The 25915-nt window shown below is 63.9% G+C and carries 29 protein-coding genes; 19 read left to right on the forward strand and 10 right to left on the reverse strand.

All coding sequences use genetic code 11. The features are described 5' to 3' along the window. Positions 1-2: 2 nt before the first annotated feature. Entirely contained in the window at positions 3-1115 is a 1113-nt protein-coding gene (locus NKJ78_RS21935; protein WP_023723281.1) for a glycoside hydrolase family 25 protein, read from the reverse strand. A gap of 448 nt (positions 1116-1563) precedes the next feature. Here NKJ78_RS21935 and NKJ78_RS21940 point away from each other — a divergent pair, with 448 nt between their 5' ends. Further along, entirely contained in the window at positions 1564-3333 is a 1770-nt protein-coding gene (locus NKJ78_RS21940; RefSeq protein WP_023738479.1) for an acyl-CoA dehydrogenase family protein, read from the forward strand. Positions 3334-3364: 31 nt separating this feature from the next. Continuing rightward, a complete protein-coding gene (locus NKJ78_RS21945) occupies positions 3365-4117 on the forward strand; it encodes a crotonase/enoyl-CoA hydratase family protein (RefSeq protein ID WP_023738480.1) in 753 nt (250 codons plus the stop codon). Between the two features lie 8 nt (positions 4118-4125). Here NKJ78_RS21945 and pdxH read toward each other — a convergent pair whose 3' ends face one another. Beyond that, the gene (pdxH, locus tag NKJ78_RS21950; protein WP_023668448.1) at positions 4126-4743 is read right to left on the reverse strand and encodes a pyridoxamine 5'-phosphate oxidase; all 618 of its coding nucleotides are present in this window, start codon (positions 4741-4743) and stop codon (positions 4126-4128) included. A gap of 40 nt (positions 4744-4783) precedes the next feature. Here pdxH and NKJ78_RS21955 point away from each other — a divergent pair, with 40 nt between their 5' ends. After that, positions 4784-5245 carry an RT0821/Lpp0805 family surface protein gene (locus NKJ78_RS21955; RefSeq protein WP_023731327.1) on the forward strand — a complete coding sequence of 154 codons (462 nt, stop codon included), beginning with the start codon at positions 4784-4786 and terminating at the stop codon, positions 5243-5245. Positions 5246-5370: 125 nt separating this feature from the next. Further along, the gene (locus NKJ78_RS21960) at positions 5371-6300 is read left to right on the forward strand and encodes a DnaJ C-terminal domain-containing protein (RefSeq protein ID WP_023692090.1); all 930 of its coding nucleotides are present in this window, start codon (positions 5371-5373) and stop codon (positions 6298-6300) included. Positions 6301-6319: 19 nt separating this feature from the next. Here the strand turns inward: NKJ78_RS21960 and NKJ78_RS21965 are convergent, their stop codons facing one another. After that, positions 6320-6955: a TetR/AcrR family transcriptional regulator gene (locus tag NKJ78_RS21965; RefSeq protein ID WP_352562632.1), complete on the reverse strand. Its 636-nt coding sequence runs from the start codon at positions 6953-6955 to the stop codon at positions 6320-6322. A 186-nt stretch (positions 6956-7141) separates the two neighbouring features. Between NKJ78_RS21965 and mddA the strand changes: the two genes are divergently transcribed. From mddA to NKJ78_RS21980, 3 genes are all read left to right on the forward strand, one after another. Continuing rightward, positions 7142-7876, forward strand: a complete 735-nt coding sequence (mddA, locus tag NKJ78_RS21970; RefSeq protein WP_023723279.1) for a methanethiol S-methyltransferase — start codon at positions 7142-7144, stop codon at positions 7874-7876. 224 nt (positions 7877-8100) lie between these two features. Beyond that, a complete protein-coding gene (fabI, locus tag NKJ78_RS21975) occupies positions 8101-8922 on the forward strand; it encodes an enoyl-ACP reductase FabI (RefSeq protein WP_023727494.1) in 822 nt (273 codons plus the stop codon). 46 nt (positions 8923-8968) lie between these two features. Then, positions 8969-9556: a histidine phosphatase family protein gene (locus NKJ78_RS21980; RefSeq protein ID WP_023692086.1), complete on the forward strand. Its 588-nt coding sequence runs from the start codon at positions 8969-8971 to the stop codon at positions 9554-9556. Positions 9557-9638: 82 nt separating this feature from the next. Here NKJ78_RS21980 and NKJ78_RS21985 read toward each other — a convergent pair whose 3' ends face one another. Next, positions 9639-9893 (reverse strand): DUF1344 domain-containing protein, encoded by a 255-nt coding sequence (locus NKJ78_RS21985; protein ID WP_023687135.1) that lies wholly within the window; start codon positions 9891-9893, stop codon positions 9639-9641. Between the two features lie 183 nt (positions 9894-10076). Here NKJ78_RS21985 and aroC point away from each other — a divergent pair, with 183 nt between their 5' ends. Next, on the forward strand, positions 10077-11192 hold the full coding sequence (gene aroC / locus NKJ78_RS21990) for a chorismate synthase (RefSeq protein WP_023687136.1): 1116 nt from the start codon (positions 10077-10079) through the stop codon (positions 11190-11192). Positions 11193-11265: 73 nt separating this feature from the next. Continuing rightward, entirely contained in the window at positions 11266-12366 is a 1101-nt protein-coding gene (gene ribB / locus NKJ78_RS21995) for a 3,4-dihydroxy-2-butanone-4-phosphate synthase (protein WP_023668438.1), read from the forward strand. A gap of 329 nt (positions 12367-12695) precedes the next feature. Here the strand turns inward: ribB and NKJ78_RS22000 are convergent, their stop codons facing one another. Then, positions 12696-13919, reverse strand: a complete 1224-nt coding sequence (locus tag NKJ78_RS22000) for an MFS transporter (RefSeq protein WP_023687137.1) — start codon at positions 13917-13919, stop codon at positions 12696-12698. A gap of 118 nt (positions 13920-14037) precedes the next feature. Here NKJ78_RS22000 and NKJ78_RS22005 point away from each other — a divergent pair, with 118 nt between their 5' ends. The 8 genes from NKJ78_RS22005 to NKJ78_RS22040 all read left to right on the forward strand — a co-directional run bounded on the left by NKJ78_RS22005 (position 14038) and on the right by NKJ78_RS22040 (position 20653). Beyond that, positions 14038-14646 carry a TetR/AcrR family transcriptional regulator gene (locus tag NKJ78_RS22005; protein WP_023708733.1) on the forward strand — a complete coding sequence of 203 codons (609 nt, stop codon included), beginning with the start codon at positions 14038-14040 and terminating at the stop codon, positions 14644-14646. Between the two features lie 94 nt (positions 14647-14740). After that, entirely contained in the window at positions 14741-15724 is a 984-nt protein-coding gene (locus NKJ78_RS22010; RefSeq protein ID WP_352460044.1) for a hypothetical protein, read from the forward strand. A 71-nt stretch (positions 15725-15795) separates the two neighbouring features. After that, a complete protein-coding gene (locus NKJ78_RS22015; protein ID WP_023685412.1) occupies positions 15796-16722 on the forward strand; it encodes a histone deacetylase family protein in 927 nt (308 codons plus the stop codon). 3 nt (positions 16723-16725) lie between these two features. Next, positions 16726-16977, forward strand: a complete 252-nt coding sequence (locus tag NKJ78_RS22020) for an exodeoxyribonuclease VII small subunit (protein WP_023668433.1) — start codon at positions 16726-16728, stop codon at positions 16975-16977. A gap of 38 nt (positions 16978-17015) precedes the next feature. Beyond that, positions 17016-17282, forward strand: a complete 267-nt coding sequence (locus NKJ78_RS22025; RefSeq protein ID WP_023668432.1) for a DUF2277 domain-containing protein — start codon at positions 17016-17018, stop codon at positions 17280-17282. Between the two features lie 10 nt (positions 17283-17292). Further along, entirely contained in the window at positions 17293-18213 is a 921-nt protein-coding gene (locus NKJ78_RS22030) for a pirin family protein (protein ID WP_023685413.1), read from the forward strand. Positions 18214-18314: 101 nt separating this feature from the next. After that, positions 18315-20228 carry a 1-deoxy-D-xylulose-5-phosphate synthase gene (gene dxs, locus NKJ78_RS22035; protein ID WP_352460043.1) on the forward strand — a complete coding sequence of 638 codons (1914 nt, stop codon included), beginning with the start codon at positions 18315-18317 and terminating at the stop codon, positions 20226-20228. Positions 20229-20368: 140 nt separating this feature from the next. Continuing rightward, positions 20369-20653, forward strand: coding sequence for a hypothetical protein (locus NKJ78_RS22040; RefSeq protein ID WP_352460042.1), 285 nt, complete (start codon positions 20369-20371; stop codon positions 20651-20653). Here NKJ78_RS22040 and NKJ78_RS22045 read toward each other — a convergent pair. After that, positions 20650-21051, reverse strand: coding sequence for a GFA family protein (locus NKJ78_RS22045; protein WP_023716106.1), 402 nt, complete (start codon positions 21049-21051; stop codon positions 20650-20652). The genes NKJ78_RS22040 and NKJ78_RS22045 overlap by 4 nt on opposite strands. 146 nt (positions 21052-21197) lie before the next feature. Here NKJ78_RS22045 and NKJ78_RS22050 point away from each other — a divergent pair, with 146 nt between their 5' ends. Together NKJ78_RS22050 and NKJ78_RS22055 are read left to right on the forward strand one after the other, a co-directional pair. Further along, positions 21198-21977, forward strand: a complete 780-nt coding sequence (locus NKJ78_RS22050) for a TlyA family RNA methyltransferase (RefSeq protein ID WP_352460041.1) — start codon at positions 21198-21200, stop codon at positions 21975-21977. Next, positions 21974-23209: a class I SAM-dependent RNA methyltransferase gene (locus tag NKJ78_RS22055; RefSeq protein ID WP_352460040.1), complete on the forward strand. Its 1236-nt coding sequence runs from the start codon at positions 21974-21976 to the stop codon at positions 23207-23209. Before NKJ78_RS22050 ends, NKJ78_RS22055 begins: the two co-directional genes overlap by 4 nt. A gap of 66 nt (positions 23210-23275) precedes the next feature. On the opposite strand, the gene NKJ78_RS22060 is transcribed toward NKJ78_RS22055, so the two are convergent. The 4 genes from NKJ78_RS22060 to NKJ78_RS22075 all read right to left on the reverse strand — a co-directional run bounded on the left by NKJ78_RS22060 (position 23276) and on the right by NKJ78_RS22075 (position 25904). Then, positions 23276-23665, reverse strand: a complete 390-nt coding sequence (locus NKJ78_RS22060) for a type II toxin-antitoxin system VapC family toxin (RefSeq protein WP_023834470.1) — start codon at positions 23663-23665, stop codon at positions 23276-23278. Next, on the reverse strand, positions 23652-23927 hold the full coding sequence (locus tag NKJ78_RS22065) for an AbrB/MazE/SpoVT family DNA-binding domain-containing protein (protein ID WP_081725433.1): 276 nt from the start codon (positions 23925-23927) through the stop codon (positions 23652-23654). The genes NKJ78_RS22060 and NKJ78_RS22065 overlap by 14 nt, the downstream gene beginning before the upstream one ends. A gap of 79 nt (positions 23928-24006) precedes the next feature. Next, a complete protein-coding gene (gene tldD, locus NKJ78_RS22070; RefSeq protein ID WP_352460039.1) occupies positions 24007-25710 on the reverse strand; it encodes a metalloprotease TldD in 1704 nt (567 codons plus the stop codon). After that, positions 25707-25904, reverse strand: coding sequence for a hypothetical protein (locus tag NKJ78_RS22075; RefSeq protein ID WP_155923284.1), 198 nt, complete (start codon positions 25902-25904; stop codon positions 25707-25709). Before NKJ78_RS22075 ends, tldD begins: the two co-directional genes overlap by 4 nt. Positions 25905-25915: the final 11 nt, after the last annotated feature.

Genomic DNA, 25915 nt, shown 5'->3' on the forward strand with positions numbered 1-25915 from the left:
CCTCAGCGCTCGCGAACCAGTTCCGTCGAAGCGGTGCTGACCGGGTCGGCGGCCTGCGAGAAGGCGGCCTCGAGCAGAGCCTCCGAACGATACGTGGTCCGCTTCCAGGCGACATACTCGGCAATGCCGAAGCGCGCGCGGCGCGGCACCGTCTTGACCACCGGCATGCGGAAGGCGGCGCGGAATGTCTGCCAGCGCGCGCCGAGCACCGCCACCATTTCCTCGACCGTCGGTGGCGTCGCCACATCGGCGTATGTGATGGTGACTTTGCCGGCGAGCCCGGCCGCGCGCGACACCGGCACCGGTATCGAGGCGAGGTAGTCGGGCGGCACGTCGATCAGGCCGCCGAAGGGCCATTGCTGGCGCAGTGCCGCCGCGTCCATCGGCGCGACGTTGACGTCGATGTCGTTGGGCGTGCCGGCGACGCGGTAGGGGCAGCGCAGGCGCCCGCAATTGGCCTGCGCCGAGAACTGCCACAGCGCATAGCCCTGCCAGTTGCCCATCGGAAAATGCACGTCGATGTCGGGCTTGTAGCGCGCATACCAGAGCGGCAGCCGCGACAGCAGACGGTATTGGTAGCGGTTGTCGGCGATGTACTGGGCGGTCTTGCCGTTGGTGTAGAGGATCGGGAAACGGCCGAGCCGCCGGTGCACCTGGCGCACGAATTCCTCGGCATCCTCGAGCGACATCCATTGCGAGGGGTCGTTGCCTTCGAGATCGAGGGCGAGCAGATCGTCAGGGGCTGGCTCGGCGAAATCGATGAAACTGTTGGCCTGCTCGAGCGGATTGCCGGGGCGGGCAAGATGATACGCGCCCCATTTCAGGCCGAGCGCCTTGGCCACCACCTTGCGCGTCTGAAACAGCTCGCGCGTCACCGCAAAGCGTTTCCACAATGTCTTGCAGAGTTTGACCGTAGGCTCGTCGCCGTAGCAGAAATAGGGCGGCGGCAGCCCGTCGGAGGCCTTGTTGATGAAGCCGACAATGCGCTTGTCGGTGGCAAGCTGCGCCCAGTCGATGGAATTGTATTCATAGGCGTCGACCACCAGCGCGCGGTCGCCATCCCGCCAAGGCTCGGAAAAGTCCGAGGCTGTAGCCGCTGACGTCAGCGCCATCATCGCCGCGAGAGCGATCGCTGAGCGGCGAAGAAGATGCGCCGGCGTTTTCAAACAGGGGATCCCCGCTGACCAAACACCGATGGTGGACCGGTATGGTTAAGGAAGTGCTTTCGGGCAGGAGTCCTGTCGCTCTCGCGATTTCGTCATTCTATGGCGAAGCAAGGAGCGAAGCGACGCGGCGCGGACCATAGTATGCATTCCGCGACTTCGAAGCGTTGCCACGGCGCGGAATTCTGCACCGTTGCGCCCCTAGCGCGAGGTCGCGACATGGTACTCGGCGTCCGCTACGCTCCCGCTCCACCTGTGGACGACGAAGTTCGATGAAAATCCGCGTGACAAAGTTTGACGTTTACGTAAAAAGAAGGTCGGAGGCCGCCCAGAGGCGGATGGTTTTGCATCGGCCCGGGTCCTAGGATCGAGCGGTCGGAGCAGCGGAGGAGAAAGCGGCATGTACAAGGCCCCGGTCGACGACATTTCGTTCACGCTCAAGCATGTCGCCGGGCTCAAGCCGGCGCTCGACCGCGGCGCGTTCGGGGACCTCGGCGAAGACCTTGTCGACGCCATCCTGTCCGAGGCCGGCCGCTTCGCCAGCGAGGAAGTGGCGCCGCTCTACAAGATCGGCGACGAGCATGGCGCGGTGCTGAAGGATGCGACCGTGACCACGCCGCCCGGCTGGAAGGCGCTTTACCGCAGCTGGATCGACGGCGGCTGGAACGCGCTGTCGGGACCGGAAGAATTCGGTGGCCAGGGCCTGCCGACCATGCTCGGCGTTGCCGCGCTCGAAATGTGGAACTCTGCCGCCATGGCCTTCGGCATCGGCCCGACGCTGACCATGGGCGCCGTCGAGGCGCTGGACAAGCATGCCTCCGAAGCGCTGAAGGCAAAGTATCTGGCAAAGCTCGTCTCCGGCGAGTGGATGGGGACGATGAACCTGACCGAGCCGCAGGCCGGTTCCGATCTCGCCGCCTTGCGCAGTCGCGCCGAGCCTGCCGGCGACGGCACCTACCGCATCTTCGGCCAGAAGATCTTCATCACCTATGGCGAGCATGATTTCACCGACAACATCATCCATCTGGTGCTGGCGCGGCTGCCCGACGCACCGGCCGGCACGCGCGGCATCTCGCTGTTTTTGGTGCCGAAATTCCTGGTCAATGATGACGGCTCGCTCGGTGCCCGCAACGACGTCTTCTGTTCCGGCCTCGAGCACAAGCTCGGCATCCATGCCTCGCCGACTTGCACCATGATCTATGGCGACGGGTTCCAGGGTGCTGCGCCCGGCGCCGTCGGTTGGCTGATCGGCGAGGAGAACAAGGGGCTCGCCTGCATGTTCACCATGATGAACAACGCGAGGCTTTGCGTCGGCATGCAGGGCGTGGCAGTGGCCGAAGCCGCGACGCAGAAGGCGATCGCCTATGCCAATGAGCGCCGCCAGGGCAAGGCATCGGACTTTTCAGGCGCCGGGATGGCGCCGATCGTCCATCACCCCGACGTGCAGCGCAATCTCTTGACCATGAAGGCTTTGACCCAGATCGCCCGCGCCATCTCGTATTCCTGCGCCTATGCCATCGACTTTGCGCGTGTGTCGACAGGCGAGGAGGCCGCGCATTGGCGCGATCGCGCCAATCTGCTGACGCCGCTGGCCAAGGCCTTTTCCACCGATATCGGCGTCGATGTCGCATCGCTCGGCGTCCAGGTCCACGGCGGTATGGGCTTCATCGAGGAGACGGGCGCGGCCGCGCTCTATCGCGACTCCCGCATTGCGCCGATCTATGAAGGCACCAACGGCATCCAGGCGATCGACCTTGTAGCCCGCAAATTGCCGCTTGGCGGCGGCGAGCATGTGCATGGCTATATCGCCGAACTGAAGGCCATCGCCGACGAGGTGCGGACCTCGAACCTGCAGGGCTTCGGCCGCACCGCCGAAGCGCTTGACCAGGCGTTCGACGATCTCACCGAGGCGACGCGCTTCCTGCAGAAGCTGCTGGCCGACGGCCGTCTGGACGAAGCGCAAGCCGGTGCGACCCCCTATCTCAGGCTGATCTCGCTTGCTGCCGGCGGCGCTTATCTGGCGCGTGGCGGACTTGCCCAGCAGAGCCGCATCGCCCTTTGCCGCTTTTTCGCCGAAAACCTGCTCGGCGAAGTCAGCGCCTTGAAGGAACGCGTCATCGATGGCGCCGAGAGCCTCGCTACCGCCGGCAAGGCGCTGATAACGGCCTGAATACCAGAGCGCTCACCAGGGAAGAATGACCGTGACAGACCATATTCTCGTCGAGCGCCAGGGCGCCATCCAGATCATCCGCATGAACCGTCCCGACAAGAAGAACGCACTGACGCGCGCCATGTACGCGACAATGTCCAAGGCGCTGGCCGATGGCGATGCCGACCCGGCGGTTCGCGTCCATGTCTTCCTCGGTGTGCCTGGCGCCTTCTCTTCCGGCAACGATCTCGCCGATTTCCTGGTCATCGCCACCGGCGGTGAGGGCGGCAACGAGGTCTGGGACTTCCTGATGGCGCTGGCCAAAACGGAGAAGCCGATGGTCTCCGGCGTCGACGGCATTGCGGTCGGCATCGGCACCACGCTCAATTTGCATTGCGACCTGACTTTCGCCACGCCGCGCACGGTGTTCCGCACACCCTTCGTCGACCTCGGCCTGGTGCCGGAGGCGGGCTCCAGCCTGCTGGCGCCGCTCATCCTCGGCAGGCAGGGCGCCTTTGCGCTGCTTGGACTCGGCGAAGGTTTTTCCGCCGAACGCGCCAAGGCCGCCGGCCTGATCTATGAGGTGGTCGAGGAGGACGGGCTAGAAGCCGCGGCACTCGCCGCGGCCGGCGCGATCGCCGCCAAGCCGCCGCAGGCGCTGAAGATCGCTCGTGACCTGATGCGCGCCCCGCGCGACGAGCTTGTCGCCCGCATCAAGGTGGAGAGCGAGCGTTTCTCCGAGCGGCTGAAGTCCGACGAAGCGCGCGCCGCGTTGACGGCCTTCATGACGCGCAAGAAGGCCTGAACTTATCCTCAGGGATAAAGCCGTGTCTTGTCCCAGCCGCCTTCGGCGTTGCGCGAAAAGACCAGCCGATCGTGCAGCCGGAATGGCCGGTCGTGCCAGAACTCGATCGCCTGCGGCACGATGCGGAAGCCCGACCAGTGCTTTGGCCGCGGGATTTCGCCGATAGGGTAGCGCGCCGTGTATTCGGCCACCGCCTTCTCCAGGGCAAAGCGGCTTTCCAGCGGCCGCGACTGTTTCGAAGCCCATGCGCCGATCCGGCTGCCGCGCGGCCGCGTCGCGTAATAGGCGTCGGCTTCAGCGTCGCTGACGATCTCCACCGGACCGCGTATGCGCACCTGGCGGCGCAGCGATTTCCAGTGGAAGCACATCGCCGCCTTCATGCTGCCAAGAATCTCGCGGCCCTTGGCGCTCTCGAAATTCGTGTAGAAGACAAAGCCGCTTTCATCGAACCCCTTGAGCAGCACCATACGCACATCCGGCATGCCATCGGCATCCACGGTTGCAAGTGCTACGCCGTTGGCATCGTTGATTTCGCTTTTCTTGGCGTCCTCCAGCCACTCGGCAAAGAGCCGGAACGGCTCGGCGGCTTCGGTAAAGTCACTACTTGTTAACTCAGTGTCACTCATAGTTTTTCTCAAAATGTCTCGAGCTTCAGGAGGTTGCCGATTGTCGCGTATCGCGCAAGCTTTTGACAGCGGGCAATGGAGCGTTATCGCTTCGGCCAGTTCGAAAGCCGTGATCGTGATTATCGCCCTGCCGCTTGCCGCCTGCGGCGCCGGCGGCTTCAGCCTGGAAAAGGCCGAGGTCGACCGTTCCATCGTCACCTCGAGCGCGCCGGCGAGGGTGACGTCGACGGACGCCGACAGCGCTTCCGACCAGACCACGATCGGCAATGCGGTGTCTTCGGCCGACATCGAGGAGCTTCGCGGCCAGGCCGTGCCGTGGGCGAATGCCGACACCGGCTCGCGCGGCTCCATCACCGAACTCGCCGAAGTGCAGGACAACGGCCAAGACTGCCGCAGCTTTACCGCCTCGCGCGAAAGCTTCGACGGCGTCGCTTTGTTCAAGGGGCAATTGTGCATCGTCGCGGCCGGCGGCTGGCACATGCAGGACTTCAAACCGCTCTGAGTTTTCGAGGTTTGCGGGCGCTGCAATTTCAACCCTCGATAAGCCTGTGCGCCACTGGAATTTCTTCCTATGGGAGCGCATATAAGGGCCAACGTGGATTTAACTCATTTTCCAGGGCAGGACGCATGCGCGACCCCTATGAGGTGCTGGGCGTTGCCAAGAACGCATCGGCCAAGGACATAAAATCGGCCTACCGCAAGCTCGCCAAGAAGTATCATCCGGACCAGAATCCGAATGATCCCAAGGCCAAGGACCGTTTTGCCGCCGCCAATCAGGCCTATGAGGTCGTCGGCGACGAGAAGAACCGTGCGGCCTTCGACCGCGGCGAGATCGACGCCGACGGCAAGCCGAAATTCCAGGGCTTCGAGGGTGCAGCCGGCGGCGGCGATCCGTTCGGTGGCTTCCGCCGCCAGCAGGGCGCCGGCGGCTCGCGCTTCGAATTCCGATCGGGGCGTCCGGGCGGCGATCCGTTCGACGGCAACAGCGACATTTTCAGCCAGATCTTCGGCGACGCCTTTTCCGGCGCGCGCGGCGCCGGAACAGGCGACCGCCGCCAGCAGGCGACCGCCGCCGATCTGAACGTCACGCTCGACGTCACCATCGAGGAGATAGCGACCGCCGAAAAGGTGACGGCGATGTTTCCCGACGGCCGCAAGATCGCGGTCAAGCTGCCGGTCTATGTCGAGGACGGACAGACCATCCGGCTGAAGGGCCAGGGCGAGCAGGGGCCGGGACAGCCGGGCGATGCACTGGTCAAGATCCGTATCCGCAGGCACCCGCGCTACCGCATCGAGGGCCGTGACCTGCATGCCGATCTGGAGGTAGCGTTGGCCGACGCGGTGCTGGGCGCCAAGGTACCGGTCGACACGCCGACCGGCAGGCTGGCGGTCAACATTCCGGCCTGGTCGAGCTCCGATAAGGTGCTGCGCCTGAAGGGCAGGGGCTTGCCGGAAAAGGCCGGCGGCCATGGCGATCTCTACGCCCATGTCCGCATCATGCTGCCGGAAGGCGGCGACAGCGAACTCGAAGCGCTGATGCGCAGCCGCAAGGGCTGATGCGGCCCGACTTGGCTGGCTAGCTGCCGGGCGCTGCTTCCTCCATCCGCCGGATGGTTTCGCCGAAGCGGCGCAACGCCTGCCGCACCGGGACATGCGGGCTCTCGATCTCAAGCAGGATCATCGTCTCGCTGCCGAGGAATGCGGCGCTGACCAGGCTGGTTACTTCGGCGGCGGAGAATGGCCCGAGGCCGCCGAACCGCCGCTCCGCCTCTTGCGCCAGTCCGTCCAGCAGTTCGAACCAGCCGCGCAGGTCGCGGCGCACCGCCTTGGCGATCTCGGGGCTCGACAGGCTTGCCGCGATCATCTCGTGCAGGATCCGGACATAGCCGGACGCCAGATCATCGTCGAGGAAATCGCAAGCGCGCTCCCAGCGTTGCCACAGCGGCATAGGTGCCGCAAAAGTCTCCGCCTGGCGCTTCAGCAGGCCCTCGTTCAGATGGTCGAGCAGGGCCAGGAACAGCCGTTCCTTGGAGCCGAAATGGTAATGGATCTGGCTGAGCGGAACGCCGGCGATCTCGGCAACGCGGCGCGTCGACAGATCGGCATAACCGCCTCGATGGAGGCATAACTCGGCGGCCGAAATCAGTTCGGCGCGCGTGTCGCGCTTTTGCTTGTTCTGCGGCGGGGCAACGGCTTCGGCAGCGTCCGTCATGCGGCGTGGCTGCCGCTGTTAGCGGTGCAATCTGGGCGGATCATAGCTTCTCCTGTCCGGGGCTGGACGTCCCTCCACTCTATCTCGGTCGAGCGACCGATCAAGTTGACTCGCTAGAAAATTTATGGTTTTTGACGCTGAATTCGGTCGACCGACCGAATCCTGATGCTTGCATGGAGGGCACTCATGGCGGGCGTAATCACCCTTATCTACGGCGTTGCCGCATACCTGATTTTTCTCGGTTCGTTTCTCTATGCGGTCGGTTTCGTCGGCAACATGGTTGTGCCGAAATCGATCGATTCCGGAGTCGCTGGAAGTCCGGTCGAAGCCGTCATCGGCAATGCACTGCTGCTCGGCCTTTTCGCCGCCCAGCACAGCATCATGGCGCGGCCGGTTTTCAAGCGCTGGTGGACACGGATTGTCCCGCACGCGGCCGAACGCAGCACCTATGTGCTTTTGGCCAGCCTCATCCTGCTGCTGCTCTACTGGCAATGGCGGCCGATTCCCGGTCTCGTCTGGACGGTCGAGAACCCGGTCTGGGTCGCCGTCATCCATGGCGTGTTCTGGCTCGGCTGGGCGGTATTGTTGACCAGCACCTTTCTGATCAACCATTTCGAACTGTTCGGCCTGCGCCAGGTTCTCGCCGCTTTGCGCAAGAGCGAACCGGCGCCGCCCGTGTTCAGGACGCCGCTGTTCTACAAATGGGTCCGGCACCCGCTCTATGTCGGCTTTCTCCTGGCCTTCTGGGCGACGCCGTCGATGACATGGGGCCATCTTCTGTTCGCGGCGGGCAGCACCGGCTACATCCTGCTCGGCATCTTCCTCGAGGAACGCGATCTCGTCGCGATGTTTGGCGATCAGTACCGCCTCTACCGCAAGCAGGTGGGAATGCTCATTCCCTGGCGCAAAATGGCTGGATAGGGCCGATGCGTTGCCGACCAGCCGATTCGGCTGGTCGGCCGGGCCTGGGCCATCAAGGCGCGCTGGCCGCAGTGAGGCGTTCAAATCTCACAACAACGTTATTATCCCCCATTCGTTGTCACGCCGAGTGTCTGAATTGAACGCGCGCCCCGTCTGCGCTTGATGCGCCTTTCTGCCTGTGCGATAGGCACTCCAAAGCAGAAAATCTTTCGGAGAGCGCTGACATGGCGGGTGGACAGGGCCTTATGGCCGGCAAGCGCGGCCTTATACTGGGCGTCGCCAACAACAGATCGATTGCCTACGGCATCGCCAAGGCCTGCGTCGACCATGGCGCCGAGATCGCGCTGACCTATCAGGGCGAGGCGTTCAAGAAGCGCGTCGAGCCGCTGGCTGCGGAATTGGGCGCCTTTGTCGCCGGTCATTGCGATGTCACTGATCCGGCGAGCCTCGACGAGGTGTTTGCCAATGTCGCCAAGCATTGGGGCGGCAAGCTCGACTTCCTCGTCCATGCCATCGCCTTTTCCGACAAGGACGAGCTGACCGGACGCTATGTCGAGACGACGCGCGACAATTTCCTGCGCACCATGGACATTTCGGTCTATTCCTTCACCACCATCGCCAAGCGCGCCGAAGCGCTGATGACCGACGGCGGCTCGCTGCTGACGCTGACATATTACGGCGCCGAAAAGGTCATGCCGCATTACAACGTCATGGGTGTCGCCAAGGCCGCGCTCGAAGCCAGCGTGCGCTATCTCGCCGTCGACCTCGGCGGCAAGAAGATCCGCGTCAACGCCATCTCGGCCGGGCCGATCAAGACCTTGGCTGCTTCGGGCATCGGCGACTTCCGCTACATCCTCAAGTGGAACGAATACAATTCGCCGCTGAAGCAGACCGTCACCCAGGAAGAAGTCGGCGATTCCGCCGTCTATTTCCTGTCGGACCTGTCGCGTGGCGTCACCGGCGAGGTGCACCATGTCGATTCCGGCTATCACGTCGTCGGCATGAAGGCGGTCGACGCGCCGGATATTTCGACCGTCAAGGAATAGTTCTGCCGCGGTTTCCGCCCGCCTGTCCTGATTTCCGGAAGACCTGATGGTTCCGCTCGTCTACATCGTGCGCCATGGCCAGACGCAGTGGAATGCCGAGTCGCGGCTGCAGGGCCAGGCCGACACCGATCTCAACGCGCTCGGCCGCGAGCAGGCGACCCGCAATGGACGGCGGCTGGCCGAACTGATCCAGAACCCTGAGGATTTCGACTTTGTCGCCAGCCCGATGAAGCGGACGCGCGAGACGATGCAGCGGCTGCGCTTGGCGATGCAGCTCGATCCCGATGGCTACCGCACCGACCCGCGTCTGGTCGAGGTGCACTTTGGCGACTGGCAGGGCTTTACCTATGCCGAACTCGATGCGCGGATGCCGGGCTCGGCGAAGGCGCGACGACGCAACAAATGGAATTTCCAGCCGCCGGGCGAGGGCGCCGAAAGCTACCAGATGCTGCTCGAACGGGTGAAGCCGTGGTTCGACGCGCTCGACCACCAGACGGTCTGCGTCACGCATGGTGGCGTCGTGCGGACCCTGTTTCGGATGGTCAAGGGTGTTTCCGAACACGAAGCGGCAAACCTGGAAGTGCGGCAGGACCGGGTGCTCAGGCTGCAGGACGGGCGTCTGGATTGGCTTTAGGTTCGAGCAGATAAACAGGACGACTGTCCTGTTTATCCGTGCAGGGCTCCGCCGAGCGGCAAGACCCTGTTCGGCGTCGGTCTTATTCGGTGTCGGGCAATTCCATGTCGGTGACGACGTTCTCGCCATTCGTCACGTCATAGGCAATCACGACATCCATGCCCGGCTTCAGCGAATCGAGATCGGTCTCGGCGTTGAGCTTGAAGGACTTGCCGTCCTCCAGCGTCAGCGTCAGTGCGTCCTTGTCGACCTTCTTGATCAGGCCTTCGGTCTGGCCGGCATAGGCGGCGGTGGAAATCAGCAACATGGCGGCAGCAGCGCCAATCAGGGTACGCATCGTCGTCCTCTTTGTCATTGCGCTTGCACGGATGGCGGCGAGCTTTCAACGGGCGGATGGAAGAGAGCAGAAACCAACCGAATGTGTCAAAACTAAAACCGCCGGATCACAGTTTGACCGCTGTGGAAAACGCCAATAGAACGCACCTTTGATCCGGTCCGCTGCCGGGCAGGGCTAAAATTCATGTCTCACAACACGTTCGGCCATCTCTTCCGCGTCACCACCTGGGGCGAAAGCCATGGCCCGTCGCTCGGCTGTGTCGTCGACGGCTGCCCGCCCGGCATCCGCTTCACACGGGCCGAAATTCAGGCCGAACTCGACAAGCGCCGCCCCGGCCAGTCACGTTTTGTGACGCAGCGCCGCGAACCGGACGAGGTGAAGGTGCTGTCCGGCTTCATCCTCGACGAGGACGGCGAGTCGATGATCACCACCGGCACGCCCGTCTCGATGCTGATCGAGAATGTCGACCAGCGCTCCAAGGACTATGGCGAGATCGCCCGCCAGTACCGTCCCGGCCACGCCGACTACACCTATGACGTCAAATACGGCCTGCGCGACCATCGCGGCGGCGGCCGTTCTTCGGCCCGCGAGACCGCCGCTCGCGTGGCGGCCGGCGCCTTGGCGCGCAAGGTGGTGCCCGGCATGGTGGTGCGCGGCGCGCTGGTCTCGATGGGCGAGAAATCCATCGACCGCGCCAACTGGAACTGGAATTTCATCGGTGACGCCGAAAACCCGTTCTTCACCCCCGATCCGGCGTCCGTTCCCGTCTTCACGCAATACCTCGACGGCATCCGCAAATCCGGCTCCTCGGTCGGCGCGGTTATCGAGATCGTCGCCGACGGCGTGCCAGCCGGCCTTGGCGCGCCGATATACGCCAAGCTCGACCAGGACATCGCGTCCGGCCTGATGTCGATCAACGCCGTCAAGGGCGTCGAGATCGGCAACGGCTTCGAGGCCGCCCGCATCACCGGCGAACAGAATGCCGACGAGATGCGCATCGGCAATGACGGCAAGCCGGTCTTCCTGTCCAACAATGCCGGCGGCATTCTGGGCGGCATCTCGACCGGCCAGGCGATCGTCGCCCGCTTCGCCGTCAAGCCGACCTCGTCGATCCTGACGCCGCGCAAATCCATCGACAAGGACGGCAACGACGTCGACGTCATGACCAAGGGCCGCCACGATCCCTGCGTCGGCATCCGTGCCGTGCCGATCGGCGAAGCCATGGTTGCCTGCGCCATCGCGGACCATTATCTGCGGCACCGGGGACAGACAGGCCAGGGATTAGGCAGTAGGGATTAGGCAATAGGCCAGCCCGTCCTTCCTTCCCTAACTCCTACTGCCCAACCCTATTCCCTGCGAGCGAAGCGAGCCAATGCCATACGATCAGAAGAAAATCGTCGAAGCCATCCGCGCCTTCGAACGCGGCGAGATCGTCGTCGTCATGGACGATGACGGGCGTGAGAACGAGGGCGACCTGATCGTTGCCGCCGTGCATTGCAGCCCGGAGAAAATGGCCTTCATCATCCGTCACACCTCCGGCATCGTCTGCACGCCGATGCCGCGCGAGGAGGCCAAGCGGCTCAATCTGCAGCCGATGGTCGCCGACAATGATTCCGCCCACACCACGGCCTTTACCGTCAGCGTCGATTTCAAGCATGGCACCACCACCGGCATTTCGGCCGAGGACCGCACGCTGACCGTGCGCAACCTGGCCAACGGCAATGTCGGCGGTTCGGATTTCGTCCGGCCCGGCCACATCTTCCCGCTGATCGCTAGGGAAGGCGGCGTGCTGATGCGCTCGGGCCATACCGAAGCCGCGGTTGACTTGTGCAAACTTGCCGGCCTGCCGCCGGTTGGCGTGATCTCGGAGTTGGTCAATGACGACGGCACCGTCAAGCGCGGCCCGCAGGTGGCGAGCTTTGCCGAGGAACACGGCCTCAAGCAGGTCTCGGTCGCCGACCTCATCGCCTACCGGCAGCGCAAGGAAACGCTGGTCGAACGCGTCGCCTGCTCCGAAATCGACACACTCGGCGGCAAGGCACAGGTCTTCACCTACACGCTGCCCTGGGACTCCATGCACCATGTCGCGGTCGTTTTCGGCGACATCCGTGACGGCGAGGACGTGCCGGTGCGGCTGCATTCGGAGGATGTGGTGACCGACGTGTTCGGCACCAGCCACCGGCTCGACGCCATTATGAAGGCGATGGGCGAACGCAAGCGCGGCGTCATCGTCTATCTCCGGGAGGGTTCGGTCGGCGTCGCCCATCAGGAGCGCAACCGGCCGATGAGTGCCGACCGTGAGGACCACGAAGAGGCCCGCCGCCGTGAGAACGAGTGGCGAGAAATCGGCCTCGGCGCCCAGATCCTGAAGGATCTCGGCATTTCCTCGATCAACCTGATCGCCTCGCGCGAGCGCCACTATGTCGGGCTTGAAGGCTTTGGGATTCACATCGCGAAAACTGAGATTATCTAGTTCGTCGCGCAAGAGCGACGCTGCCGAAAAAATTGCGCGGGCAGGTCGCCTGCTTCTGCGATTTGCTGAAGCCTCCACGCGTTCGTCATCCTATGGCGAAGCAAGGAGCGAAGCGACGCGGCGCAGACCATAGGATCCATGCCGCGACTTCGACGCGTTGCAACGGTGCAGAAGTCTGCTCCGCTGCACCCTTCGGTCAAGGTAACGGAATGGGTCCTCGGGTCTGCGCGGCCGCTTCGCTCCCGCTCGCGCGTGGATGACGACACCAGAGGCCTCACCTAATTCCGAACGTTTGCGATCGTCTCCAAAGCCAACGTCAGGCCATATCCTCACTCCGCGGGAACGGCGGCCGCGTCGCATCCGTCCAGCTCGCATGTGTGGGTGGCCAGGCTGCGCTGGCCCAGCAACACCGTCACCAATGCGATGACGCCGGCCGCCACCGAGACCCAGAACCCGTTGCGGGCGCCGAATTCATCCACCACCGCACCGGCGGCAAACGAACCGAGCGCCATGCCGATGCCGATGCCTGTCATCACCCAGGTGATGCCTTCGGTCAGCATCGCTTCCGGCACGTGGCGTTCGATCAGGCCGAAGGCGGTGATGAAGGTTGGCGAGATCGCCACGCCGCTGATGAAAACGGTCAGCGCCAGCAGCGGCACCGTGTCGGCGGTGAGCGGCAGCAGCGTGCCGAGCGCAACGAGGGCGACCGCGAGGGCCAACTGGCGCTGCAGCGGCGCTTTCAGGTTGAGCGCGCCGACGATAAGGCCGAGCACGAACGATCCCAGCGCATAGACGCCGATGACGAGGCTGGCGGCGCCCGGCTGGCCGAGTTCCTTGGTGATCGCCACCGTGCTCACTTCCGTCGTCGCGAAGGTGGCGCCGACGAAGATCAGGGCGAAGGTGATGATCTGCACCGGCCTGAGCCGGATTGCCGAGCCGCTCGAGACATGATTCACCGGCCGCACTTGTGGTTCGGTCGAACGCTGCAGGATGAAGGCTGCCGAGCCAAGGGCGAGGAATAGCGTGCTGACCAGGACACCGGCTTCCGGGAACAGAGCGGCACTCAAGCCCACCGACAGCGATGCGCCTGCAATGTAGACGAGTTCGTCCGCCGCCGATTCGAAGGCGAATGCGGTGTTCATCTGCGGCCGGCCGCGAAAAATCTCGGTCCAGCGCGCGCGCACCATCGCCGGCATGCTGGGCATGGCGGCGGCCGCCAGTGCCGACACAAACAGCGTCCACACCGGCCAGTCCTGATTGGCTGCGGCAATCAGCACCGCGAAGGCGAGCACGGTGAGGATGGTGGTCGGAATCACGATCCGCGTCTGGCCGAGGCGATCGACCAGCCGTGATATATGCGGCGCCACGAAAGCGTTGCTCAGCGCGAACGTCGCCGAGACAGCTCCCGCCAGCCAGTATTCGCCACGCGTCTGCGAGAGCATGGCCACGATGCCGATCGGCGCCATGGCGATCGGCAGCCGCGCGAGGAAGCCCGCGGCGGCAAACCCCTTGGCTCCAGGGGCACGAAAGATTTCCGAGTATGGGTTTTGCATGGCTGGTTCCTCGACAAAGGCCAATTCGACAATTACATACGATGCGTATGAATATAGGTAGTCGATACGCCGCGTATGTCAATTGGCATACGAAGCGTATGTGAATAAGGCCAGAACCATGCACAGACCCCGCAAGGAGATGATTGCCGAAACGCGCGCCAAGCTGATCACGGCGGCCCGCCACGCTTTCGGCACAATCGGCTATGCCGACGCGTCGATGGACGACTTCACCGCCTCGGCCGGGCTGACGCGCGGCGCGCTCTATCATCATTTCGGCGACAAGAAGGGCCTGCTGCAGGCCGTCATCGCCGAAATCGATGGCGAGATGGCCGTCCGCATCCATGAGATTGCGTCGCGGGCGCCAAGCCGTTGGCAGCGTTTTGTCGACGAATGCACGACCTATATCGAGATGGCGCTGGAGCCGGAAATCCAGCGCATCATGTTTCGCGACGGTCCGGCTGTGCTCGGCGATCCGGCGCAATGGCCGAACGCCAATGCCTGCGTCGGCTCGATGACCGATCATCTGACGGCTCTGCAGCAGGAGGGGGTGGTCGTCCCCGGCGTCGACCCCGAAACCGCCGCCCGGCTGATCAACGGCGCCAGCAGCCAGGCGGCGCAGCGCATCGCCAATTCGAACGACCCCGAAGCGACGTCGAAGACCGTGGTGGCAGCCTTCCAGCAACTGCTTGAAGGCCTTCTCAAAAAACAGGGTTCGCAGCCGGCCTGAAATCTGGTCGGCCGAGACCCGGCATTTGCCGAGATTGACAATTTTCGGCCCAGGTTCATCCTCGCCGTCCATCTCTGAGGGGAGATTCGGGCGCATGTGGGATTTCGAAATCGGCAGGTCGGTGTCCATCATGATCAGGACATGGCCTTTCATTGCCCTTCGCATGATCGTCTATTTCGGCATCACGCTCGCCTATATCGTGGCGACCGGCAGCGGCGCCTCCGTCGGCTATGGCGTCGGCCACATCTCCACCGATCCCGACGGGCCGCTTTCCTTTGCACTGTGGGGCGGCATCGTCGGCATCGGCATCGTTTCGATCGCGCTCTACTGGATCCGCGAATACATCCTCTACGTCGTCAAGGCCGGCCATATCGCCGTCATGGTCCATTTGATCGATGGCCGGGACGTTCCCAATGGGCAGGACCAGATCGCCTACGCCAAGGACGTGGTGAAGGAGCGTTTCGCCGAGGCCAACATCCTTTTCGTGGTCGACCAGCTGGTCAAGGGCGCCATCCGCGCCATCACCGGCCTGATCGGCGGCATCGCCGCCTTCCTGCCCATTCCGGGTCTCGGCGGCCTGGTCGCGTTCATCAATACGGTCATCCGCCTGTCGCTGACCTATGTCGATGAGATCATTCTCGGGTACAACATCCGCATCAATTCGTCGTCGCCGTTCGAAACGGCCCGGCAAGGCGTCGTGCTCTATGCCCAGAACGGCAAGACCATGGTCAAGAACGCGGTCTGGCTGGCTGTCATCATGTGGGGCGTGTCCTTCGTCATCTTCCTTTTGATGCTGGCGCCGGCCGCCGCCATCATGTGGTTCATACCGGGGCAGCTCGGCGGCTGGGCCTTCGTGCTCGCCATCCTCCTTGCCTGGGCCTTCAAGGCGGCCTTCATCGAACCCTTCGCCATCGCCTGCCTGATGCAGGTCTATTTCAAGACCATCGAAGGCCAGGTGCCCAACGCCGAATGGGACCAGCGGCTGGCCGAGGCGTCGTCCAAGTTCAGGGAACTCAGGGACAAGGCGGTGGCTTCCTTCGGCGGCTCGCGCTGGACGCAGCCCGCGCCCGGGGTGTAATCCCTGTTGAACGTCGGGGCGGTGAGGCGTCAAACCATGGTCAAAGCGGCCGGGCGCGCCTATATCGGGTCATGGTCACCAGGCTCTACACCCATCCGATCTTCCTCGAACATCTGACGCCCCCCGGTCATCCGGAGCGGCCGGACCGCTTGCGCGCTATCGAGCGCGTGCTCGACGACGAGGCCTTCACCGCACTCGATCGGGTAACGGCGCCGCAAGGCGACGAGGCCACAATCCTCTACGCCCACCCCGAGGATTTCGTCGCCCGCGTCCGCGCCGCGATCCCTGAAAGCGGCATTGCCTCGATCGACGCCGACACCAGCGCCAGCCCGAAAAGCTGGCAGGCGGTGGTCACTGCCATCGGTGCGGCCAACGCTGCCGTCGACGATGTTTTCGAGGGCAGCGTTGCCAATGCCTTCGTCGCCGCGCGTCCGCCCGGCCATCATGCCGAAAAGACCACGGCCATGGGCTTTTGCCTGTTCAACACCGCGGCGATCGCGGCCCGCTACGCGCAGAAGAAACACGGCGCCGAGCGTGTCGCCATCGTCGACTGGGACGTGCATCACGGCAATGGCACGCAGGACATTTTCTGGGACGATCCCTCGGTGCTCTATTGTTCGACGCACCAGATGCCGCTCTATCCCGGCACCGGGGCTAAAAACGAAACCGGCGCCGGCAACATCGTCAACGCGCCGCTGGCGCCGCAGACCGGCTCGGACATGTTTCGCGATGCCTTGCTGTCGCGCGTCCTGCCGGCACTCGACAATTTCGCGCCCGATCTGATCATCATTTCCGCAGGCTTCGACGCTCACCATCGCGACCCGCTGGCCGAGATCAACCTCAGCGAGGACGATTTCGACTGGGCGACAGGCCAGTTGCTGGAACGCGCCGGGCGCCACAGCGGCAACCGGCTCGTCAGCCTGCTTGAGGGCGGCTACGATCTGCAGGGACTGGCATTTTCGGTCGCCGCCCATGTCGGGCGGCTGATGAAGGGGTAAAGTATGGCTGGCGAAGCAAATGAAGACGTGAAGGCGATGAGCTTCGAGCAGGCACTCGACGCGCTGGAAAAGATCGTCGATGATCTGGAACGCGGCGACGTGCCGCTCGACCAATCGATCAAGATCTATGAGCGCGGCGAGGCGCTGAAGGCCCATTGCGACCGGCTGCTGAAGGCCGCCGAAGACAAGGTCGAGAAGATCAGGCTGTCGCGTGATGGCAAACCGGTGGGAACGGAGCCGCTCGACGCGGAGTAGTGGAATGGGGCGGGCATAAAGCAGATAGGAGTTCAAGCATGTGCAGAAACATCAAGACCCTGTTCAATTTCGAGCCGCCGGCGACCCATGACGAGATCCGCGACGCCGCGCTTCAATTCGTGCGCAAACTGAGCGGAACGACGCGGCCCTCGCAGCGCAACCAGGCGGCCTTCGACCGTGCCGTCGAGGCGATCGCCGAATCGGCGCATGAATTGCTGCATTCGCTGGAAACCACGCATCATCCGCGCAATCGCGAAGAGGTGGCGGCCAAGGCAAAAGCCAAATCGGCGCTCCGCTTCGCCTGAGGACATCCAGATGAGTTTCTTCCCCGGCAAGGACCCTGAGCCTGGCGATGCCTTCGCCAGCGACCAGATCGAGCTCATGGTCATTCCAAACGCCAAGGATATTGGCGGCTTCCAGGTTCGCCGCGCTCTGCCGACGGCAAAGCGGCGGCTGGTTGGTCCCTTCATCTTCTTCGACCGCATGGGGCCGGCGATCTTGCGTGCCGGCCAGGCGATGGATGTGCGCCCGCACCCGCATATCGGGCTTTCCACCGTCACCTATCTGTTCGACGGCAATATCAGGCACCGCGATTCGCTCGGCACCGAGATGGTCATCCAGCCGGGCGACGTGAATTTGATGACCGCCGGCCGCGGTATCGTCCATTCCGAGCGCACGCCCGAAGAACTGCGCGGCGCGCCAATGTCGGTCTCCGGCCTGCAGACATGGCTGGCTTTGCCCGACGGCAAGGAGGAAGTGGCGCCGGTGTTCGAGAACACGGCCGCGCTCCTTCTGCCCGAGATCGACGCCGAAGGTGTTTCCGGCCGCGTGGTGATCGGCGATTTCCAGGGACTGCGCTCGCCGGTAAGAGCCGATACCGAGACGCTCTACGCCGATCTGAGGCTAGCGCCCGGCGCCAGCGTCAAAATTCCCGCCGACGCCGAGGAGCGCGCCATCTACACGCTGGACGGCGATGTCTCGATTTCGGGCGACCGTTTTCCGGCCGAACGGCTGCTGGTGTTCCGGCCTGGCGACGAGATCGTCGTGTCCTCCGAGCGCGGCGCCCATTTCATGCTCTTCGGCGGCGCTTCGCTCGGCTCCCCGCGCCACATCTGGTGGAACTTCGTCTCGTCGTCGAAGGAACGCATCGAACAGGCCAAGCAGGAATGGAAGACGGGCCGCTTCGATATCGTTCCCGGCGATGAGGAAGAGTTCATTCCGTTACCGGACAATTAACGTCAGCATCACCCGCGTCACTGACACGCATTTACATTCGGGCGACGCAGGCATATTTCGCCATGATCGACGCGCATTATAGCTGAGCAGGCCCTTTAACAGTGAACGCAACGCTGCATACGCCGCTTCTCGACAAGGTCCGCATTCCAGCCGACCTGAAGAAGCTTGACGAAAGCGAGCTGCCGCAGCTGGCCTCGGAGCTGCGCGCCGAGCTGATCGATGCCGTCTCGCATACGGGCGGGCATCTCGGCGCCGGCCTCGGTGTCGTCGAACTGACGGTGGCGCTTCACTATGTCTTCAACACGCCGGAAGACCGCGTGATCTGGGATGTCGGCCACCAGGCCTATCCGCACAAGATCCTGACCGGCCGCCGCGACCGCATCCGCACGCTCAGGCAAGAAGGCGGCCTGTCCGGCTTCACCCGTCGCGTCGAGAGCGAATACGACCCGTTCGGCGCCGCGCACTCCTCGACCTCCATTTCCGCCGGCCTTGGCATGGCCATGGCGCGCGACCTCTCGGGCGGGCACAACAATGTCATCGCCGTCATCGGCGACGGCGCCATGTCTGCCGGCATGGCCTATGAAGCCATGAACAATGCCGGCGCGCTCGATGCCCAGCTGATCGTCATCCTCAACGACAACGACATGTCTATCGCCCCGCCGACCGGCGCCATGAGCGCCTATCTGGCGCGGCTCGCGTCGGGCAAAACCTATCTTGGCCTGCGCGATTTCGGCAAGAAGCTGACCTCCTACCTCGGCAAACGCGCCGATCGCGCCATCAAGCGGGCGGTCGAGCATGCGCGCGGCTACGTCACCGGCGGCACGCTGTTCGAGGAGCTCGGCTTCTACCACATCGGCCCGATCGACGGCCACAATCTCGAGCATCTGATCCCGGTCTTGAAGAACGTCCGCGACCATGCCGACGGCCCGGTGCTGATCCATGTCGTGACCCAGAAGGGCAAGGGCTACGCGCCGGCCGAGGCCGCGGCCGACAAATATCACGGCGTCAACAAGTTCGACGTCATCACCGGCGCGCAGACCAAGGCCCCGGCCAATGCGCCGGCCTACACCAAGGTGTTTGCCGAGAGCCTGGTCCAGGAAGCCCGCCTGGACGACCGTATCGTCGCCGTCACCGCGGCCATGCCGAACGGCACCGGCCTCGATTTGTTCGGCGAGGCGTTTCCGACCCGGACCTTCGATGTCGGCATTGCCGAGCAACATGCCGTGACCTTCGCCGCCGGCCTCGCCAGCGAGGGCTACAAGCCCTTCGCCGCCATCTATTCGACCTTCCTGCAGCGCGCCTACGATCAGGTCGTCCACGACGTGGCGATCCAGAAACTGCCGGTGCGTTTCCCGATCGACCGCGCCGGTTTCGTCGGCGCCGACGGCGCCACTCATTGCGGCGCCTTCGACACCACCTTCCTGGCGACGCTGCCGGGCTTCGTGGTGATGGCGGCCGCCGACGAGGCGGAGCTTCGCCACATGGTGCGCACCGCCGCCTATTATGACGAAGGCCCGATCGCCTTCCGCTATCCGCGCGGCAATGGCGTCGGCGTCGACATGCCGGAGCGCGGCTCGGTGCTCGAAATCGGCAAGGGCCGCATCGTCAGGGAAGGCACCAAGGTGGCGCTTCTGTCCTTTGGCACGCGGCTGCAGGATTGCCTGCTGGCGGCCGAGGAACTCGGCGCGGCCGGATTGTCGACAACGGTTGCGGATGCCCGTTTCGCCAAGCCGCTCGACGAGGATTTGATCCGCCGTCTCGCCCGCTCGCACGAAGTGCTGGTGACGGTGGAAGAGGGCGCTGTCGGCGGTTTCGCCAGCCACGTGCTGCAGTTCCTCGCCCATGAAGGCTTGCTGGAAAGCGGTCTGAAAGTTCGGCCGCTGGTGCTGCCAGACGAGTTCACCGACCACGCCAAGCCGGAAAAAATGTATGCCGATGCCGGGCTCGACGCGGCCGGCATCGTGCGCACCGTGTTCGTCGCGCTCGGCCATTCCGCGCGCGCGCAACGGGCCTGAATCAAACCTCACGCCTCTGAGGCGGTTGTCGGCTGCAACCCTATGTTAACGCTTCCTTTTGGCGTTTTGCTTACCGTGTCTTTTGGCCGTTTTTCAACGCCCCCCTGCTAGAACAAGAGCCAGGCAGGGAGTTAAAAACAATGCGAACGCTTCTGTGCGGCGCGGCCCTTTTGGCCGTCATCGCCGCGCCGGCCATGGCCGAGACGCGCTATGACCGCAAGCTCGAACAGGCGGTGGCAGGCATCGTCGCCCGCAAGATGGGCGATATCAGGGGCGCTTTTTCCTACAAGCAGGTGCCGCAGCTTGTCGTCGTGCCGGACGCGCCAGTCGTTCCTGTCGAGCGCCCGCGCAAGCAGGCTTCAGGCGACGGCAATGACGGCCTGATGCCGGCCGTTGAACGGCAGGTCTCACGGACGATCTTCTAAAACCACATATCGCGCACGCAGCGCCCATCGCGCGGCAGGTCGTCATAAGTGTCCAGCCCGTCGAAATGGTCGATCGGCAGGTCGGCGACCGCCTCCGGCGGCGCCAGCCTGACATTGACGGCGATCCGCGTGCGGCCGCTGTCGCTGCGGCGCAAACCGCGCCAGGCAAGCACACAGGCACATGTCGGGCAGAACAGGATTTCCAGCGACGGCGTCTCCTTGCCGGCGCGGGTGTAGGACTGCACAGGCCCCGCAAGCCGGATACGCTCGTCGACAAAGTCATAGGCCCAGAGCGTGCCATAGCGGCGGCAAAGCGTGCAATTGCAGGCCGTGATCGGGCCGGGATCGCCTTCCAGGGTCCAGTGGGCGGTGCCGCAATGGCAGGTTCCCGTCAGCATTCGTCTTCCTCCGCATTGCCTGAGCCTCTACATCTTGCCGGACTGGCTGCGATATTCAACCGGGCGGACTGGCTTGCGGCCCGGGTCTCGACGTCCTCCCATGCCAATGTCCTTGCCTTCGCGGCCGGCTTTCGCCATGAAGGCCGATGAACTCCCCTCTGCCAGCCAGCACACGCCAGCGGCTCGACGAATTGCTCGTCCAGCGCGGCCTGTTTGCGAGCCGCTCGCGCGCACGCGACGCGGTCGAGCGCGGCACCGTGACGGTCGACGGCGTGGTCGCCCGCAAGCCCGGCCAGACGGTTCTGCCGCACTGTCTCATCGTCATCGACGATCCGGCGCAGGGCTATGTCTCACGCGCGGCGCTGAAGCTGATCGCCGGGCTCGACCATTTCAGTCTCGATCCCGCGGGTAGTGAAGCTCTCGATATCGGCGCCTCGACGGGCGGCTTCACCCAGGTGCTGCTCGAACGCGGCGCGGCCCATGTCACGGCCATCGATGTCGGCCACGGCCAGATGCATCCCGACATTGCGGGCGACCCGCGCGTGACGGTTATCGAGGGCCTCAACGCTCGCGAGCTCGCGGCTGCCGATCTCGGCGGCCGTATCCCCGATTTCATCGTCTCCGACGTCAGCTTCATCTCGTTGAAACTGGCGTCGCCACCGGCGTTGGCATTGGCACGGGACGGCGCTCGTGCGGTGTTTCTGGTCAAGCCGCAATTCGAGGCCGGCCGCGAGGCAATCGGCAAGGGCGGTCTGTTGAAAGACCCTTATGACGCCGCCCGTGTGGCCGGCTTGCTGCAGGAATGGCTCGAAGGCGTCCCTGGCTGGCGTACATTGGGTCTGCACATGTCGCCGATCGAAGGCGGCGACGGCAACCGCGAATTCCTGCTTGCCGGGATCAAGGATGCCAGGATCAAGGACCGATGAGCACGGGCTTCACCATCAAGAGACTGGGTTCGCAGGGCGACGGCGTCGCCGAGACGGAAACCGGCGAGCTGTTCATTCCCTTCACCCTGCCCGGCGAGATCGTCACCGCCGCGCGCGAGAGGGATCGCGCCATGCTGATGGCGGTATTGGAGACGTCGCCGCTGCGTATCGATCCGGCCTGCCGGCATTTCACCGAATGTGGCGGCTGCGCCGTCCAGCATCTGCAAGCCGACGCTTACCAGCAATGGAAACGCGACAAGGTCGTGCACGCCTTGAAAGGCATTGCCGGCGACATCGGCGCCCTGGTGCCGTGTGCGCCACACACACGCCGCCGCGTCGTGCTTGCCGCCAGGCGCGCCGACACAGGCATGCTGCTTGGCTTCCATCGCCATCTGTCGCCGGAAATCATCCCCATCGAGGAATGTCCGATCTCGCTGCCGGAGATCGTTGCCGCGCTCGATCGCTTGAGGTCGGTCGCCGACCTGGTTTGCGCCACCACCAAATCGTTCCGGATGGCGGTCACTGTGACGGGCTCGGGGCTTGACGTCGCTGTCTATGAGTCGGGCAAGCTGGGCGAGAACCAGCGCCGGGTCGCCTCCAACTTCATCATGGCCAATGGCTTTGCCCGGCTTTCGATCGACGACGAGATTGTCATCGAGCCGAAAAAGCCGGTGGTCATGTTCGGCACCGTCGCTGTCGCCATACCGCCTGGCGCCTTCCTGCAGGCAACGCAAGCCGCCGAACAGGCGATGGCCGATCTCGTTGGCGGACATCTGAAGCGGGCCAGGAAAGTCGCGGATCTTTTCGCCGGCTGCGGCAGCTTTGCGCTTCGGCTGGCGGCCAAATCCGAAGTCCACGCGGTCGAAGGCGACGCGGCAGCTCTTTCGGCGCTCGACCGCGGATCGCGCTTCGCCACCGGCCTGAAGCGGGTAACCGGCGAACGCCGCGACCTGTTCCGGCGGCCGCTGACGTTCAAGGAGCTGAATGTTTTCGATGGCGTCGTCTTCGACCCGCCGCGCGCCGGCGCCGAGGACCAGTCGAAGCAGATCGCCCGCTCGGATGTGCCGTTCGTCGCAGCCGTCTCCTGCAATCCGGTGACGCTGGCACGCGACCTGCGCATCCTGATCGACGGCGGCTACATCTTGAAGAGCGTCACGCCCATCGACCAGTTCCTGTGGTCGCCGCATGTCGAGGCCGTGGCGCTGCTGGAGAAGCCGAAACGGCGACGTTAATCCGCCGATTTTCACAAGGCCGTGCTTGAGTTTGCCGCCCCCCGCAAGACGTAGCCGGCTGGCAAACTAGCCTTCGCGAACGCTTTCGTACCCGGCCGCTTGTGCGGCCTTGATGAACTTACGGTCGAAGGACACAAATGCTGAGCATTGCGAGGACTTGCCCAGATGGAGCGCATCGGCGAAATCCATTCCCGTCTCGGCTAGATCGACCGCGGAAGAGACGATCGCAGCATCCTCTATCTCGACAGTGGGAAGCCCGCCGAACACCCGCAGTGCATTGACGATCGAGGCCTGATCATAACCATAGCCGCTGCGCAGCACCCACTCAGCCTCCAGGATCACCGTGACGGCGACGAAAACGGGCTGACCGTCGATCAGCCGCCGGGCTCGCGGGGACTGCTCGGGATCGTCGTTCGTCAGATACCTGACGACAACGTTGGTATCAATCGCGAGCATGGCGCCGCCGTGCTTCAGCAAGGACGGCCGCGTCCATCTCCTCCAAGGTCTTCGGTCTGCCACTGTGCGGCAGGACACCAAAGACATCTTCTGGTCGTGTCGGGGCAAAGGCAGGCGCCGGTCTCAAAAGTACACCGTCCGGTGTGTCTTCGACCTGCAGGCGCGTGCCCGCGCCCCAGTCCCTCCGTTTGCGGATAGCGCTGGGCAGGATGACTTGTCCCTTGGTCGAGACGGTCGTTATAAGCTTTTCTATTGCACCCATTGCGGTATTACCCTTGTGTAAGACAAAGGTAAGATATCCCTGTGAGGGGAACTATTCAAGCCCGCCGACGTCTCCTCGCTCAAACCCTGGTGCCGCCGACCGTCATCTGGTTCATCCTGAGATGCGGCTGGCCGACGCCGACCGGCACGCCTTGTCCGGCCTTGCCGCACATGCCGATGCCGGTGTCGAGTTTCATGTCGTTGCCGATCATCGACACACGGTGCATGGCGTCCGGTCCGTTGCCGATCAGCATGGCGCCCTTGATCGGCTGCGTCACCTTGCCGTTTTCGATCATGTAGGCCTCGGTGCAGCCGAACACGAACTTGCCTGAGGTGATGTCGACCTGGCCGCCGCCGAAGGATACGGCATAGATGCCGTTCTTGACCGAGGCGATGATCTCGTCCGGCTCCATGTCGCCCGCCGTCATATAGGTGTTGGTCATGCGCGGCATCGGCTGGTGCGCATAGCCTTCGCGCCGGCCGTTTCCCGTGGCTTTCATGCCCATCAGCCGGGCGTTCTGGCGGTCCTGCATGTAGCCGACAAGCTTGCCGTCCTCGATCAGCACATTGCGGGCCGAAGGCGTGCCTTCATCGTCGACGGTCAGCGAACCCCGCCGCTCCGGCATGGTGCCGTCATCGACCACGGTAACGCCCTTGGCGGCGACCTGCTGGCCGAGCAGGCCGGCAAAGGCGGAGGTCTTCTTGCGGTTGAAGTCGCCCTCCAGCCCATGGCCGACGGCTTCGTGCAGCATCACGCCTGGCCAGCCGCTGGACAAAACGATGTCGAACGTTCCGGCCGGCGCGGGAATGGCTTCGAGATTGACCAGCGCCTGCCTGAGCGCCTCCCTGGCCGCATGCTTCCAGGCGTCCTCGACCAGGAACTCGCCGAACGCCTTGCGCCCGCCCATGCCATAGGAGCCGCTTTCCTGGCGGTCGCCGTCGCCGACGACGACGGAAACGTTGATGCGGACCAGCGGGCGGATGTCGCGCACGATCTGGCCGTCGGCGCGCACGATCTCGACATGCTGCCAGGACGCCGCGAGCGAGGCCGTCACCTGGCGCACGCGCGGGTCCTCGGCGCGCAGCCATGCGTCGATTTCCTGCAACAGCTTGGCCTTGACCTCGAAGGAGGGCGAGGGGATCGGGTTCTCCTCGCCATAGAGATGGCGGTTGGTGCGCGCGGCTGCCGCGGCAAGCGTGCCGGAATAGCCGCCCCTGACTGTCGAGACGGCGTCGGCGGCGCGCAGCAGCGACGCCTCCGAAAGATCGCTGGAATGAGCGTAGCCGCTGGCCTCGCCGGCCACGGCGCGCAGGCCAAAACCCTGGTCGGTGTTGAAATTGGCGGTCTTCAGCCTGCCATTGTCGAACATCAGCGCTTCGCTCTCGCAGTATTCGAGGAACAGTTCGCCGTCGTCGGCGCCGTTCAGTGTGTCGGCGACGATCCGCTTGATGCGATCATCTGAAATGTCGAATTGGCCGGTCAGGCTGTTCATGGCAGGTCCGCTCACAGGAGGAATGGTGTTGCCACGATGTAGGCGCGAAGACGCGCCTGCACAATCCGCAATGACGATCCGCAGCAGGTAGGAGCGGGTAGCCCCGCCCCTGAACATGACATCCATCTTGAAGTTCGACCCGTCACCCGAAAAGGCCTTCACCCAGCGATATTTCTTGTTCCATTCATTGGCCTGGTCGGCCGTGAAGGGGTCGGTATAGCCCGAGGAGAACTGGATCGACTTGCACTTCTCATGGTTTTCGCAGCCATAGAAGTAGATGACATATTTCATGCCCTGAAGCCGGCCCGAGACCATCGGATCGCCCCGTCGTCCTTGTCCATCTTGGCCGAGCCATAGCCTTTCGCAAGCTCGAAAATGACGGCCGGATCGGGCGCCGTGATGATTTCGGAATCCTCGGCAAAGGCGACGGAAACGGCGCCGGTCAGGATTAGACCGGTCGACAAAAGCAAAGAACAAGCACGCATGATGACCCCCA

It is taken from the genome of Mesorhizobium sp. M0037, from assembly GCF_040323635.1.
GTDB lineage: Bacteria > Pseudomonadota > Alphaproteobacteria > Rhizobiales > Rhizobiaceae > Mesorhizobium.